This is a genomic window from Roseburia sp. MSJ-14, from assembly GCF_018918225.1.
Taxonomy (GTDB): domain Bacteria; phylum Bacillota; class Clostridia; order Lachnospirales; family Lachnospiraceae; genus Petralouisia.
Genome location: NZ_JAHLQD010000050.1, coordinates 242,160 through 256,290 on the forward strand (window position 1 = coordinate 242,160; position 14,131 = coordinate 256,290).

The window sequence follows — 14,131 nt, forward strand, 5'->3', positions numbered from 1 at the left end:
TATCAATTTTCTTTTATATGTGTTGTTTTTTTATGGGATTGTTTTTATCCTATTTTAAATACAATCTATATGTAGTTTTTGAGGTATATAATTCCCCTGCTTTTACAACCGGAGATGGGAAATTCTCCTGATTTACTGCATTTGGATAGAACTGGGATTCCAAACAGAAACCGTTGCGGTCACCATAAGTAACTCCATTTTTACCCTTCTGTGCTCCGATAAAGTTTCCTGCATAAAGCTGTACCCCACAGCAATCGGTAGATGCTTCCATGGCAATACCTGTCTCTTCACAGTATGCATTTGCCATAACTCGCATCTCGCCTGTTTTATCACTCAAAACATAGTTATGGTCATATCCGCCTGTAAACTTTAACTGTTCAAAATCTGCATCAATATCCTGTCCGATTGGCTTCATCGTTCTAAAATCCATTGGAGTTCCTTCTACCGGTACGATTTCTCCCGTTGGAATACAGGTAGAATCTTTTACCGGTGTAAAAGCATCTGCCAAAATCTGCAATTTTTGTCCTGTAATTACTCCACTATCCTGTCCACCTAAATTAAAATAAGTATGGTTGGTAAAGTTCATAACCGTATCTGCATCTGCCTTTGCCTGATAAGAAATCTCTAAAGTATCGTTTTCCGTAATGGTATAAGTTACTTCTACATCCATATTTCCCGGAAAGCCTTGTTCCTCTTGTGGACTGTAATGAGAAAATGTAATGCTGGTATCCGAAGACTTTGCAACCTTCCACATACGGCTGTTAAATCCGTTCTTTCCGCTGTGAAGGTTATTCCCCTTCTCATTTGCCTCTATCTTCCAAACTTTTCCGTTAATCACCATTTGACTGTTGGCAATACGGTTTCCGTTTCTTCCTACGGTTGCTCCAAAATAACTGCCATGTTCTTCATAACCTGTTACATCATCATAACCTAATACTACATCTCGCCTTTTTCCATTTTTATCTGTAAATACAAATGCTACCAAAGCTGCTCCGTAATCGGTTACTTTTACCGTAGTATGATTTTTATTTTCCAATACATATAATGTTGCTTCTTCACCCTTTTTTGTTCTTCCAAATGATATTTTTTCCATTTGAATTCCTCCTGCATATTCGTTTTCACTATTGATTTTATTTTATACTCGTAGTTTATCAAATACAAGTGCTATTTCCCATATCCGATTAAATCCTTTACTACTTCTCCTGCAATAATTAACCCTGCTACCGATGGTACAAAAGCATTGCTACCAGGCACTTGTCGGCGTTGTGTGCATTTTCTTACTGTTCCCGGCGGACAGATGCAGTTTGCCTTACAACTGATTGCCATATCATCAATGGGTACCAATGGTTTTTCTTTGGAATACACAACTTTTAATTTTTTAATTCCACGCTTTTTTAACTCCCGGCGCATAACTTTTGCCAATGGACACACAGAGGTCTTATAAATATCTGTTACTTCAAACGCTGTTGGGTCCATTTTGTTTCCTGCTCCCATAGAGCTCATAATGGGAACTCCTGCCTTATTGGCCTGTTCTACCAGTTGAAGTTTACCGCTTACGGTATCTATGGCATCTACCACATAATCATACTGTGAAAAATCAAACTGGTCTGCGGTATCTGCCAAATAAAATGTCTGATGCAGATTTACTTTTGCATCCGGATTGATTTCTAAAATTCGTTCCTTTGCAACCTCTATTTTATATTTTCCTACGGTTTTTCTGGTAGCAAATATCTGACGATTAATATTGGTTAAACATACCTTGTCATCATCTATCAAGTCCAGTGTTCCTACTCCGCTACGGGCTAAGGCTTCTACTACATATCCGCCGACACCTCCGATTCCAAACACTGCTACTCTGGCATTTGCCAGTTTTTCCATTCCGTCTTTCCCTATTAATAATTCTGTTCTTGAAAATTGATTTAACATTCTTTCTTACTTTCTTCTCCAATTTTTTTATCTGCTTTTAGAATATGATTGATTAACCAACCAAGTAAAAATTCCATAAGCTCTTCTAAATATTCCTGTTGGCGTTCATCCACCTCTTCTAAATTAATCTCTGTTAATTTTTCCACAAAGGCTTCATGTGCGCGTTTTTGCGCTTCTAATCCTGAATATCCAATTCGTTCCATGTATTCTTCTTCGTCTTTGAAATGTTCCTGGGTATATTCTTTCAGTTCGCCTAAGATTCTTACAATTTCATCGTATTTATCATGCAAAAGCTCCGCTTTTATCAATTGATTGGCTTCTTCTATAATCTCGAACAATCTGCGGTGCTCTTCATCAATAAATTCAATACCGGTATAATATTTTTCATCGAAAACACTTGGATTTTCTTGTATGGAATGCAGTTTTCCTATCATAATGTCACTGCCTAAAATATGATGATAAAGCCACTTTGTAAGATACATCATCATTTCTTCCAACATTTCTTTTTGTTCTTCTTCGCTATCCTTACTCTGTATATCAAGACTGTCTATTTTCTCTCGAAACTCCTGATGCTGCTGTTTTTGTACAGCCAGCTCCGGATCTTGTATACTCTCCATATATGCTTCTTCATGCTCAAAGTGTGTATCTGCATATTCTTTTAAATCATCCAGCAAGGCATTGAGCTGGTGATACTTATCTGCAATTGCATCATTATGAAGCAAATCCATAACTGCATTAATAAGCTCGAATAAATGACGGTGTTCTTCATCAATCTGATCAATTCCAATCAGGCAATCTTCTGTAAAACGATACATAATACTACCTCCCTGTATGAATCTTTATTTTGCTTTTATTTTACCATAAAAAAAAGAAAACAGATATACTTTTTATAAACTGTTTTCTTTTCTTTCTCTATTGTTCCATTTGTCTTCCTAAAAAAGTAGCCGCAACTTTTGCAAGCTTTATTTCTGTTTCTCCTACTTCCGACTTTTCTTCCTTACTATATAGAATAACTGCACCGATTGCATCTCCTTCACAGATAATTGTTGTAACTACCTGCGCCGAATGTTGTGCTGCATCATCTAAGGTTATTTTTATATATTCCTCTTCTCCCGTTCTTGCCAGAAAATTTTCCCGCTCATTAATGACCTCTTCCAGTTGCCTACTGATAGGTTTTCCATCGTAATCTTTCTTTCCACTTCCTGCTGCCGCTACTACATGATCCTTATCGGTTATGCAAATAAGGCATCCTGTATTCTGTGCAAGACTATCTGCATATAGTCCGGCGAACTGGCTTAACTCTCCAATCGGCGAATATTTTTTTAATATAATCTCTCCTTCTCGTCCGGTAAATATTTCTAATGGATCGCCTTCTCGTATTCGCAATGTACGCCGAATCTCTTTGGGCACCACCACTCTTCCAAGATCATCTATTCTTCTAACAATTCCTGTAGCTTTCATAATGTTTTCCTCCAATGCTAAATTTGAGCTTTGGAGTTATTATGTGGAAATTTCTCCGGATTATACTTGGGGTGCTAAATTAATAAACCACTTTTACTTTACAATATTTCATAACATCTTCATTTATTTATGATACTTTTGAGTATTGTATTGTACATCTCATATGATTTTGAAAAAATCTTTTTAATTTTAGTAATCTCCTCTTTCAATCCAAGTATCTGGCATCTAAAAATATCCGCAAATGCCTCATCCGGAAGGTGATAAGGTAATTCCCAATACGCATGTCCATCTTCCGGACAATGACCTTGGGAAATCTGATATTTATCATGACTACCTCCGTCTAAAATGTCGGACAGACTCCCATACGGAAAAAAGCAACTATTACTTTCCAAGATATCTTTTTTCATTAATTCCATGGTCTTATTGTAAATGAATTTTTCCCGTCTTTCCGGTGCAACCCTATATTTTTCAGCCAGTTCTGATGCTTGCTTTTCCCATTTACCGATATAATCTGAAGCCTCGGCAATTAGTGCTTCTGAAAATTCTTTAAACTTTCCTATAGGAACATCCTTTTCATACATATGATTTAAATCCACAACCATATGGGCAAACTCATGAAAAAAAATTCCACCTGATTCTATGGCATATATATCCTTCTGCACATCAATCCAAATCTTTTTATTGGCTGGTTCATATCGAGAGATACCTCCTTGCTCACTCTCCTCCTTACAGAGTGGAACCATGACCATTTTTTCTGCATACATTTCAAATAATGTCTTGGCATCTTGATATTCTGTTGGTACCTTCTCGTATCTATCTTTTAAAACGGTAAAATAATACGGATCAACTTTGTCTTCTATGTTGATTACAATCGTTTCTGTTATATTTTGTTTCATCATTTGTCTTTTATTTTATCATAAACACTTATAAGTAACAATGATATACCATTCCCCTCTTTTCACTATTTTATAATCCAATTAACAATCTGTACGATAACTCCTACCATCAGACACACAGGAAGTCCTAATACCATTCCTTTTAGGCTCCCTATAAAATGAAATTTGTAATCCTTGTAAGAATCAACTAAATCCTCTGTTCCCGGAATAATCAGCTTTTTACTATGGCATACCCATCCCCAATCAATGACAAAGCAATCATACCAGTCAATTACCAGCCATATAATATAAGAAATCATAAATCCCTGTATAAAGCTCTCTGCATGATTTATAAAATACAGAAATAACGCCATTACCACTGTAACTACAAATGCTGCACTTAATCTTCGCATTCTGGTTTGAAAACTGTCTGCCTTCTTACTCTCATCGATTAAGCCCAGTTGCAAACATCTGTTTATAATAGGTTCCGGCATATCATAAACTGTATCTACAGGATTCTGACTCCCTGCTATTACTGCTATGGTAAATAAAATTGTTAATACAACTGTTTCAATTAAAATTGTTAAAAAATCCATTTTTCTCCATTCCTTTCTAAATCTGCCAAATTTCTTTTGCCTATTTCTCCGCTAATATCTCTAACACAATCCGGCTTATTTCTTCCGGTGTATCTCTATTCTCCTCTCTCATCCAACGTTTTGTCAGTTCCCAATACCCCGCTATCGTAAAATAGAAACCATATAGTTCTTGTTTAGACATCTTCAAAAGAATTTGTTGTAAATTCATATCTATATCTTTCATTTTAGTTTTAAGTGCCACCTGCATGATATACTCTGCAAGATGGTCTTCGATATGGTGTAAAAGATGACTATTATCCAAGCAATGAAAAATCTCTATATTTTTTTCCCAGAAGGAAAAATAGGTCTTCGTAGTCTCTTCTAATCTTATGGCATCATTTTCTAACAATGCATCCGCAAACTCATCCATTAGAGAATCGGAAATATACTTGACAATATCGTCTTTGGTTTGAAAATACCGATATAATGTTCTTCTTCCTACATTGGCTTTTTCTGCAATTTTCTTCATTTGAATTTGAGAATAATTTTGTTCCCTCAGCAAATTTAGCAATGTATCTTTGATAATTTCTTTTGTAGATAACGACTCTTTCATATAATTTACACCGCCCGGGTTCGTTTTGTCTAACTCTCTAATAAAGCATGACACATGTGTGCAACAATGTCAATACTTCAAAGAAAGGTCGGCACACATCCCATGATATGTGCCAACCTTTCCTTTTTATTTTCTCCTATCCAATCTTTAATATGTCAATAAGTAATATCCAAACCAATCCATAATAGGTAATTACTGCAACTAAATCATTTACCGTTGTAATCAACGGACCTGATGCAACCGCCGGATCGATTTTAATTTTATTGAAAAATATAGGTATTAATGTTCCAACCAGACTTGAAATTACCATGGATAGCATGAGTGCCACTCCCACACATCCGGATACCAAAAAGGAATAACCAATTCCGTTTCCCTTGAGTAAGCAAACATATAATCCTATAAATAAAAATGCCATAATACCTAAGAACAGACCGTTTGCTAAGCCTACTCTCATTTCTTTTAAAATGAGTTTTATTTTATCTTTACTTTCAAGATTTTCATCCACAAGAACTCTTATGGTTACAGCCAGTGACTGTGTTCCCACATTTCCTGCCATATCAAGAATTAACGATTGAAAACACATCACAAGAGGAATCACTGCTACAACAGTTTCAAAAATGCCAACTACAGAAGATACGCCCATTCCCAGAAACAACAGAATAATAAGCCATGGAAGTCTTTTTTTCATACTCTGCAAAGTAGTTTCCTTTAAATCTTCTTCGGCAGTAAGACCAGCCAGCTTTGCATAATCATCACCCATTTCTTCATCCACTGCTTCAACAACGTCATATGCAGTAATAACTCCGAGAATTTCTCCGGAATCAGATAACACCGGAATGGAATCCTCTGCATAATCTTTCAGTCTTTCGATACACTCACTGATTTTCTCGTGAGCATTTACATATGGATAAGATGTAGAAATCAAATCATTCAAATCCTGATATTCTCTGGCTATAATTAAGTCCTTTAAATCGATTGCACCATAGTAATGATTTTTTTCATCAACTACATAAATAGTCGTAATATTGTCATTATCTCCTGCTTGTTTAATCAGTTCATGAGTTGCCTGTCTGATATTAAGACCCTTATTTATTGCAATAAAATTCGTGGTCATTTCACTACCGATTTCATCCTCTTCATAAGATAAAATCAGCTTTACATCTTCACTGGCATCTTCATCCAAAAGTTCTACGATTTTCCTTCGAATATCTTCATCCATATTTTCCAAAATATCTACCGCATCATCTGCATCCATCTCAGAAATTACTTTTGCAGCCTTTTCAATATGGATTTCCTGCAAATATTGTGTAGCATCCTCAATATAAGAAAATATTTCTGCCACATACTCTGCACCAAGAACCGGATAAATCTTTTTTCTTTCCTCTACGCTCATTTCTTCAAGCGCATCTGCAATATCACTCTCATGGTAATCTGAGAGCTTGTTCAAAAGTTCCTCTTTTCCTAAACCACTTCTAAATATTTCTAATAATTCTTCTACATAAGTTGGTTCTTTTAATACTTCTTTTCTCATCATTTTTCTGCCTCCTATTTGCCTCAAAAAGGGCATAAAAAATCCACCGCTTTATATCCTAAAGCAGACCTACAAGTTTCAGCTTATAGTATCGGAATATAAATCGATGGTATCAGAAAGCATATTTCATATATGAGATGTCAGATTTTCATAGACACCTGTATTCCGAAAACATTCAAAATGCCACCGATATATGTACTTCGTCCCGTACTATCACAACTGTCCATGAATTCCACCTCCTTGAAAATTTCAACACTATTATATATTTCCTGCCCTTTCAGGTCAAGTAAAGTTTTCTTTACTTCTTTTTCAAATTGTAAAAATGAAAGGTTCCTGTATTCAACAACATATCCCGTTCATCCATAATCTGAAATTCTACTACCGAAATATTTCTTCCCGGCTTAATGACTTTTGCCTCACAAATAACATATTCTGTATTTCTTCCTGCTTTTAAATACTGAATGCTTCCATTTATGGTTGTCACATAATACCCATAAGAAGAGGCTGCTATTCCGCACAAAGTATCTGCTGCGGAATACAACGCTCCTCCATGAAAATCTCCGTATATGTTTTGTATCTTATCCTGAAACGGAATCTTTGCCTTTACAAATCCTTCTGAAACTTCAAGCAATTCCATGTCTAATAGATTTGCAAATGGATTCTGCTTTAAAAGTTCCTGACACTCTTCTAGTAACACTTTGCTGCTCCTTCCTTACTTCAATGCCTTTTGAATGGCATCTATTACAAATTCTAACGCTTTTATTCTGGCGTATTTTTTATCATTGGATTCTAAAATATGCCATGGCGCATATGCGGTATTGGTCTTTTGCAGCATTTCGTTCACTGCTCCCTCATACAAATCCCACTTTTCTCGATTACGCCAATCCTCTTTTGTAATTTTCCACTGTTTTTCCGGTGTATTCTGACGTTCATTAAATCGCTCTAACTGAGTATCTTTATCAATCTGAACCCAGAATTTGATAATTACAGCTCCCCAGTCTGCCAGCTCTTTTTCAAATTCATTGATTTCATTATAAGCTCGTTGCCAGTCATTTTCGCTACAAAATCCCTCCAGACGTTCTACCATCACCCTGCCGTACCAAGTACGGTCAAAAACAGCAATATGTCCTGTCTTTGGTAGTCGATTCCAAAATCTCCATAAATAATGTCTTGCCTTTTCATGCGGTTCCGGACTGGCAATCGGGTGCACTTCAAATCCTCTTGGGTCTAATGCTCCCGTGATTCTTTTTATATTTCCACCTTTCCCTGCTGCATCCCAGCCCTCATAGGCAATAATTACAGGCACTTTCTTGCGATATAATTTATTATGAAGCTCTCCTAACTGCTTTTGCAATTCATGCAACTTTTTCCGATATTCTTCATCTGTAAGTGCCTTATCCAAGGACACTTCCTGTAACTTAGGTATTTTTTCCAACGGAAATACATTCTGTAACAACGGTACTGCCATCGCACTGTTCTTCAATGCAGTATCAATACCACTAACCAGTGTTTCCAACACTTGCAATTCTGCCCACTTTTTATTTTTTGCATCTATCAGATACCATGGGTCTGCCGATGCATTCGTGTCGTTTAAGTATCGGTCAAATACCGCCAGACACTTTTCATAATGTTTGTTTTGCCAACTGTCTTTTTCACTCACCCGCCAACTGGTATTTTTGTCTGCCTCTAACCCTTCGATTCTCTTTTTCTGCTCTTTTTGACTTATCTGGAAAAAAAATTTCATTACCAAATACCCATTATCGGTAAGTTGACGTTCAAAACGCTTGATGCTTTCTATTCTTTTCTTATAATTTTTTTCCTTTAACTTTCCCTGAAGACAATCTCCCGTTACTTCATCCATCCAACCGGAATCTAGAAACATAAATTTTCCTGCTTCTGGAATCTTTACAAAATAACGATACAAAAATGGTTTTCTCTTTTCTTCTTCTGTTGGCATATCCATGGTTGCCACCTTGAAAAAACGAGGATCAATATTACGAATTACTTTCCCCAATACGCTTCCTTTTCCAGCCGTTCCCCAGCCTTCAAACAGTACCAATACCGGTAAATTATGCTCCTTTATTAACATTTGCTGTACAGACAACTTTTCTCTGGCTGCCTTCAATCTTTCTTCTAACTCTGCATCTTCCGGTTTCTGTGGTTTGTTCCAATTCTCTAGCATACCTTCTCCTCCTTCGGCATCAGCCTTGTATCTGAAATCCGTTTTCCTCTTGCAGTTCTATCTCTTCTCTTAGAATCTGCTCAATCCGTATGTAGCTGTCATGTTGCAGGATTTCAATTAATTCGTCAATCTGCTCTTTGGTTCCCTGTACTTCCACCGTAACGGAACCGTCATACTCGTTTCGGGCAAATCCAGTCATTCCATGATGCCTCGCTATATAACATACCTTATAGCGAAAGCCTACGCCCTGCACTCTTCCGGTAAATATCATATGTTCTCTTATCATGTTTTTTATAATTCTCCTTTGTATATAGTATCATTATAAATATTTTTTTTCATTCCTGCAATATTGAAAAATAGCCAGTAAACATAAATTTACTGGCCATAACCCTTTTCATATTCTCATCTTTAAATTCTACTGCACTTTTATTATATATACGCATTCCTTAATGGAATTCCGATTGCGCATATTACAATGACTGTTATAATTATCTTTTTTACTTTAGTTTGCATACTCTGCTTCATCAATATGTTCTATAGCAAACTTCATTGTAAAACGTCCACTTGACAACTTACTCATTTTACATTTTCTTCTATTCTTTTTTATACTTGTTGTATATACTATAGTTAGTCTAGGAATACTTTAGATTAATAAGATTAAGAGAGATGAATGATATGCCCGGTTTTACAACACATTATTTATTTGGTTTAAACACTTATAAGCATTTAGATGACATTGAAATAAAAAAACATATTCACGAAAATCATGCTTCATACAGTCTCGGACTTCAGGGACCTGATGTTTTCTTTTATTTTCTTCCGTCTTATCTGGTACATGCCGATAATATTGGTGCGATTGCCCATGAAAAACGCACCGGAACTTTTTTGCACTATCTGATTGAAAGTAGAAAACTATTTCCGGATTCCGAAGAACACAAAATTGCAGAGGCTTACATTGCAGGATTTTTAGGACACTATCTACTGGATACCCATTGTCACCCTTATATTTACTGGAAAAGTCGTTTTGAGGAAAAAAACTCCCGTTACCATGGTGCACATATGCGCTTGGAAGTGGACATTGATGCAGAACTTTTGCAACTGTATAAACATAAGGCTCCTTCTCGTTTTCGCCAGGAATCCACCATTATGCTGAGTCCTTTGCAACGACACACGATTGCTTCGATTCTACACTATGTCTATGCCAAAACCTATCCGGAACTTGGCATTTGGCGCAGCACCATGAATATTTCCATTTGCTCTATGCAGCTTGGTACTCGCCTTTTAAGAGATTCTTCCGGTCAGAAAAAAGTACTACTACGCAAACTGGAAGGCATGACATTAGGCTATCCTCTGCTATCTTCTATGATACCAAGTGACAGCCTGACTTTTTATCTGGATCCGTTAAACATTCTTCACAAAGAGTGGCATAATCCATGGGACAAGTCCTTCACTTCCACAGCATCCTTTTTTGATTTAATGGATGATACCCGACAGGAATATCTTTCTATATTAAAACAACTCTTCCATGTTTTTTCCTGTTTTCCTCATTCCAAAGAAGAACAAAGCTATACTGCTTCTCTGAAAAAACGCTTAGGATGCAATTCTTACCACAGTGGGTTAGCGTCTGAAAAATAGTTATTTTAATACTTTTCCCATATCATTTTATGGGCAATATAATCTGAGTAATGTATTTACTTTTATCTTTGTGCTGAGGGGGACCTTCTAAAAAATTGTGACGAAACACTCCTGTTGGCTCAAGACTCTTTTGTTGTGCATAGGCAATCAGTATGTGGTGTGACGCAGGAATTCCCTCATAAGCACCATGATAATAGAGACAAATTGCCCTTGTGGCAGGAAGCGTAACAATATTGTTGCCTTCGCTTTCTGCCGGCATAACAACACAAAATGTTACTTTTTTAGGATTATCTATGGGACACTCCGTAAAATAAATACACTTTGCGCTACTTGTATCGTATGCATGCATAGCTTCTAATGCAGTGTCACGCAATAAGTTTGTTTTCTCTACTACGGTTTCTGCATATTCTGTACGACAATAAATCGTTTGCTCCGGCATTGTAACTTCCTCAACTTGATTGAATCCCCGGTCAATACGTTCATATAACATTTTAATATTCAAATTTAACTCATCACGCAGGGCTTCCAAACGTCTTACTATCGGTAACAAGTCACTGGAATTGTTAAAATAATCACGAATTTCATCCAAAGAAAGTCCCAAATTTTGAAGAGACCGAATGGTTCGGATTTTGGTCAAAGTATCTATTGTGTAATAACGATTTCCCGATGGACCGTCTTTCACATCAGGAGTAATGAGCTCATGCGTTTCATAATTTAAAATAATCCTTCTGGTGATTTTTGCAAACTGTGCAGCTTCTCCAATTGAAAATAATTTTTTCATATCTCTTTCCCCTTCCACATATTTTGCAAATCAATTGCATCGTACATCGATGTACGGTGTATCATAATAGTATAATTATAACATAGATATTTCCCAGTAAAAAGAGATATCCTGAAAACAAAATATAGCGAGAAGGGATGGATGAATTATGAAACAAATGAGAAAAAGCATCGTTACCCAGATACTTACACTTGCGCTCATAGGTAGCATGATATTAAGTATATCACCAAGGGTAAATGCAGCTAACACTTCTGTCATTGCAGGACCGTTTACTTTATCAAGAGAGTCATCCGAAATTATTGAAGGAACTGACTACACTTATGAAAATGGAGAACTTACCATATTAACCGATAATATTACAATTGCCATGAATCCAACGGCAGCTCCAACATCAGACACCATAAAATTAGGAAATTTTAGTGAGCCACCCGCAGATACCTTTCGCAATGTGACTTTTAGTAATTTAAAACTAAAAGGCTACCGAGATTTGATTATGAGCTGTGTAGATACAATTAATGTCACTTTAATCGGAAGTAATGAATTAATCTGTGAAAAACGTGTTGAAGATACTTATGGAAGTTTCGCATTTTGGGGATATGGAAGTATACATATTAATAATAGTCCTTCTGGTTCTCTTTATGCAACCGGTCATGGACTTGGCTGGGGAGCTATAAAAGTATCATCCGGAGGCTATGGCAAAGATGACTCCTCTATTACAATTGACCCCGGAATGTCAATGAAATGCTCGGAAAACTTATATGCAGACATATCCTCTCTTCATCAGGATGCAACCATTTATCGGGACTACATCAAATGCGACTCCGACTATGCACTTACGATTTTAATCGGCATGTGGCAACATACACACAGTTGGGATTATTCTGTGGGAACAGGTGCAAATGCCAATCAATTAAAAGCCTCTTGTGTTGCTATGGGTTCCTGTAATTACAAGGACGCACCTGTTACTCTAACTCTTCTTGCAGATAATTCAAAATATGATGGTACTGTAAAAGAAGCTACCATGGATACTACAAACTGGGTCGCAGCCGGATTACAAGTTCCAACCATCAGTTATTATTTAAAGGGAACACAATTAAAAACAGACCCCGATAACAGTGGTGCCCTTTCACAGGGTAGCGCACCGAAAAAGCCAGGTGCATATACTGCAAAAATTACCGTTGATACAGATAAGACTGCAAGTGTAGATTTTGAAATCATATGTACTCATGACAAAATGATTGATGTTACAAATGATAAATACCTTGCAAGTGCAGCAACCTGTACCACGGCAGCAAAATATTATAAATCCTGCGAAATATGTGGAGCAGCAGGAACAGAAACATTCACCTCCGGAGCACCATTAGGTCATGATTTCAGCAATAATGCTGAAAAATGCAGAAGGAACGGATGCTCTGAAATAAATCCGGACTATAAAGCTCCACAGACTGAAACTCCACGAACCGAAACTCCGCCAACTACAACTCCACAGGTCGAAACTCCGGTTATTATCCAAGGTAGTAATGGCGGATGGACAAAAAACAGTAATACTTCCCTGACCTTCCGCAGCAATGCAGAATTTGAAGATTTTCTTCGTGTAGAAATAGATGGTAAGATTGTTGATTCTAAAAACTATACGGTATCAAAAGGTTCTACCATCGTTACACTAACACCTGAATATCTGGAAACATTAAAAACAGGAGAACATACCTTGTCAATTGTATCAAATATAAATGGCGCAGAAATGAAAGCAAATACAAGTTTTCATATTATAGGAGAACCGGAAAGTTCCAATTCTCCCAAAACCGGCGATAACAGCTATGCTATTTTCTGGATAGTTCTTCTTATCATAAGTGGTAGCACAATCGTATTGACAAGAAAAAGACAATATCCACGCTATTAATTAAATTACAACAAATAAACATAACGCAAGCCAGAATACTCCATTTTCAAAGCATTCTGGCTTGCATTTTTTATAATTTTCTTATCTTCTAGCAAAGCTCTTTCAAAAAATATTCATGTATACTCTTGTCCTCATCCAGTTCCGGATGAAAGGACAATGCCAACATATTTTTATTTTTTACCGCTACAATATTTCCGTCTACCTGCGCCAATACTTCTGTGTCTCCCTTTACCTTTTCAATATAAGGAGCACGGATAAAAGTCATAGGCACCGTTCCGATTCCTTCTACTTCTGCTTCTGTATAGAAGCTACCCAGTTGTCTACCATAGGCATTTCGTTTTACTACAGCCGGAAGTAATCCCAAGTGTGCAGATTCTCCCCCTTCAATTTCATCTGCTAAAAGAATCATTCCTGCGCAAGTTGCAAGTACCGGAATTCCACTTTGTATCCGCTTTTTTAATTCCTCTTCCATACCCAGTTCTTTTATCAATTTTCCCTGTACGGTACTTTCTCCCCCCGGAAGCACCAGACCATCAAAGTCCTGTTCTAAATCCTCTTTTTTTCGCAATTCGATGCATTCTGCTCCCAGACTTTCCAGTACCTTTTCATGTTCAATAAAGGCTCCTTGTACTGCCAATACTGCTATTTTCAT

The 14,131-nt window shown here is 36.8% G+C and carries 15 protein-coding genes; 2 read left to right on the top strand and 13 right to left on the bottom strand.

Annotated features, from left to right (window positions below):
- Nucleotides 1-49: 49 nt before the first annotated feature.
- The 11 genes from KQI83_RS14555 to KQI83_RS14605 all read right to left on the bottom strand — a co-directional run bounded on the left by KQI83_RS14555 (nt 50) and on the right by KQI83_RS14605 (nt 9,449).
- Complete coding sequence (locus KQI83_RS14555; protein WP_216559565.1) at nt 50-1,093, bottom strand: aldose epimerase family protein; 1,044 nt, start codon at nt 1,091-1,093, stop codon at nt 50-52.
- Between the two features lie 71 nt (nt 1,094-1,164).
- Nucleotides 1,165-1,926 carry a tRNA threonylcarbamoyladenosine dehydratase gene (locus tag KQI83_RS14560; RefSeq protein WP_216559567.1) on the bottom strand — a complete coding sequence of 254 codons (762 nt, stop codon included), beginning with the start codon at nt 1,924-1,926 and terminating at the stop codon, nt 1,165-1,167.
- Nucleotides 1,920-2,741, bottom strand: coding sequence for a bacteriohemerythrin (locus KQI83_RS14565; RefSeq protein ID WP_216559569.1), 822 nt, complete (start codon nt 2,739-2,741; stop codon nt 1,920-1,922). Before KQI83_RS14565 ends, KQI83_RS14560 begins: the two co-directional genes overlap by 7 nt.
- 97 nt (nt 2,742-2,838) lie before the next feature.
- Entirely contained in the window at nt 2,839-3,387 is a 549-nt protein-coding gene (spoVT, locus tag KQI83_RS14570) for a stage V sporulation protein T (protein ID WP_216559571.1), read from the bottom strand.
- A 119-nt stretch (nt 3,388-3,506) separates the two neighbouring features.
- Nucleotides 3,507-4,283 carry a hypothetical protein gene (locus tag KQI83_RS14575; RefSeq protein WP_216559573.1) on the bottom strand — a complete coding sequence of 259 codons (777 nt, stop codon included), beginning with the start codon at nt 4,281-4,283 and terminating at the stop codon, nt 3,507-3,509.
- 65 nt (nt 4,284-4,348) lie between these two features.
- On the bottom strand, nt 4,349-4,858 hold the full coding sequence (locus tag KQI83_RS14580) for a hypothetical protein (RefSeq protein WP_216559575.1): 510 nt from the start codon (nt 4,856-4,858) through the stop codon (nt 4,349-4,351).
- A gap of 40 nt (nt 4,859-4,898) precedes the next feature.
- Complete coding sequence (locus KQI83_RS14585; protein WP_216559577.1) at nt 4,899-5,450, bottom strand: TetR/AcrR family transcriptional regulator; 552 nt, start codon at nt 5,448-5,450, stop codon at nt 4,899-4,901.
- Nucleotides 5,451-5,586: 136 nt separating this feature from the next.
- Nucleotides 5,587-6,981 (bottom strand): magnesium transporter, encoded by a 1,395-nt coding sequence (gene mgtE / locus KQI83_RS14590; protein WP_216559802.1) that lies wholly within the window; start codon nt 6,979-6,981, stop codon nt 5,587-5,589.
- Nucleotides 6,982-7,279: 298 nt separating this feature from the next.
- Complete coding sequence (locus KQI83_RS14595; RefSeq protein WP_216559579.1) at nt 7,280-7,678, bottom strand: PaaI family thioesterase; 399 nt, start codon at nt 7,676-7,678, stop codon at nt 7,280-7,282.
- A 15-nt stretch (nt 7,679-7,693) separates the two neighbouring features.
- The gene (gene pap, locus KQI83_RS14600; RefSeq protein WP_216559581.1) at nt 7,694-9,163 is read right to left on the bottom strand and encodes a polyphosphate:AMP phosphotransferase; all 1,470 of its coding nucleotides are present in this window, start codon (nt 9,161-9,163) and stop codon (nt 7,694-7,696) included.
- A 19-nt stretch (nt 9,164-9,182) separates the two neighbouring features.
- The gene (locus tag KQI83_RS14605) at nt 9,183-9,449 is read right to left on the bottom strand and encodes an acylphosphatase (protein ID WP_253295641.1); all 267 of its coding nucleotides are present in this window, start codon (nt 9,447-9,449) and stop codon (nt 9,183-9,185) included.
- A 389-nt stretch (nt 9,450-9,838) separates the two neighbouring features.
- Between KQI83_RS14605 and KQI83_RS14610 the strand changes: the two genes are divergently transcribed.
- Nucleotides 9,839-10,798, top strand: a complete 960-nt coding sequence (locus tag KQI83_RS14610) for a zinc dependent phospholipase C family protein (RefSeq protein ID WP_216559583.1) — start codon at nt 9,839-9,841, stop codon at nt 10,796-10,798.
- A 22-nt stretch (nt 10,799-10,820) separates the two neighbouring features.
- On the opposite strand, the gene KQI83_RS14615 is transcribed toward KQI83_RS14610, so the two are convergent.
- Nucleotides 10,821-11,579 (bottom strand): MerR family transcriptional regulator, encoded by a 759-nt coding sequence (locus tag KQI83_RS14615; protein ID WP_216559585.1) that lies wholly within the window; start codon nt 11,577-11,579, stop codon nt 10,821-10,823.
- A 148-nt stretch (nt 11,580-11,727) separates the two neighbouring features.
- Here KQI83_RS14615 and KQI83_RS14620 point away from each other — a divergent pair, with 148 nt between their 5' ends.
- Complete coding sequence (locus KQI83_RS14620; protein ID WP_216559587.1) at nt 11,728-13,479, top strand: LPXTG cell wall anchor domain-containing protein; 1,752 nt, start codon at nt 11,728-11,730, stop codon at nt 13,477-13,479.
- Between the two features lie 88 nt (nt 13,480-13,567).
- Here the strand turns inward: KQI83_RS14620 and pdxT are convergent, their stop codons facing one another.
- Nucleotides 13,568-14,131, bottom strand: coding sequence for a pyridoxal 5'-phosphate synthase glutaminase subunit PdxT (gene pdxT, locus KQI83_RS14625; protein ID WP_216559589.1), 564 nt, complete (start codon nt 14,129-14,131; stop codon nt 13,568-13,570).

Coding starts and splice junctions, on each gene's coding strand:
- KQI83_RS14575 (WP_216559573.1), bottom strand. CDS start 4,283: ATGAAACAAAATATAACAGAAACGATTGTAATCAACATAGAAGACAAA.
- KQI83_RS14555 (WP_216559565.1), bottom strand. CDS start 1,093: ATGGAAAAAATATCATTTGGAAGAACAAAAAAGGGTGAAGAAGCAACA.
- KQI83_RS14620 (WP_216559587.1), top strand. CDS start 11,728: ATGAAACAAATGAGAAAAAGCATCGTTACCCAGATACTTACACTTGCG.
- KQI83_RS14610 (WP_216559583.1), top strand. CDS start 9,839: ATGCCCGGTTTTACAACACATTATTTATTTGGTTTAAACACTTATAAG.
- pdxT (WP_216559589.1), bottom strand. CDS start 14,131: ATGAAAATAGCAGTATTGGCAGTACAAGGAGCCTTTATTGAACATGAA.
- KQI83_RS14605 (WP_253295641.1), bottom strand. CDS start 9,449: ATGATAAGAGAACATATGATATTTACCGGAAGAGTGCAGGGCGTAGGC.
- KQI83_RS14565 (WP_216559569.1), bottom strand. CDS start 2,741: ATGTATCGTTTTACAGAAGATTGCCTGATTGGAATTGATCAGATTGAT.
- pap (WP_216559581.1), bottom strand. CDS start 9,163: ATGCTAGAGAATTGGAACAAACCACAGAAACCGGAAGATGCAGAGTTA.
- mgtE (WP_216559802.1), bottom strand. CDS start 6,981: ATGAGAAAAGAAGTATTAAAAGAACCAACTTATGTAGAAGAATTATTA.
- spoVT (WP_216559571.1), bottom strand. CDS start 3,387: ATGAAAGCTACAGGAATTGTTAGAAGAATAGATGATCTTGGAAGAGTG.
- KQI83_RS14580 (WP_216559575.1), bottom strand. CDS start 4,858: ATGGATTTTTTAACAATTTTAATTGAAACAGTTGTATTAACAATTTTA.
- KQI83_RS14585 (WP_216559577.1), bottom strand. CDS start 5,450: ATGAAAGAGTCGTTATCTACAAAAGAAATTATCAAAGATACATTGCTA.
- KQI83_RS14560 (WP_216559567.1), bottom strand. CDS start 1,926: ATGTTAAATCAATTTTCAAGAACAGAATTATTAATAGGGAAAGACGGA.
- KQI83_RS14615 (WP_216559585.1), bottom strand. CDS start 11,579: ATGAAAAAATTATTTTCAATTGGAGAAGCTGCACAGTTTGCAAAAATC.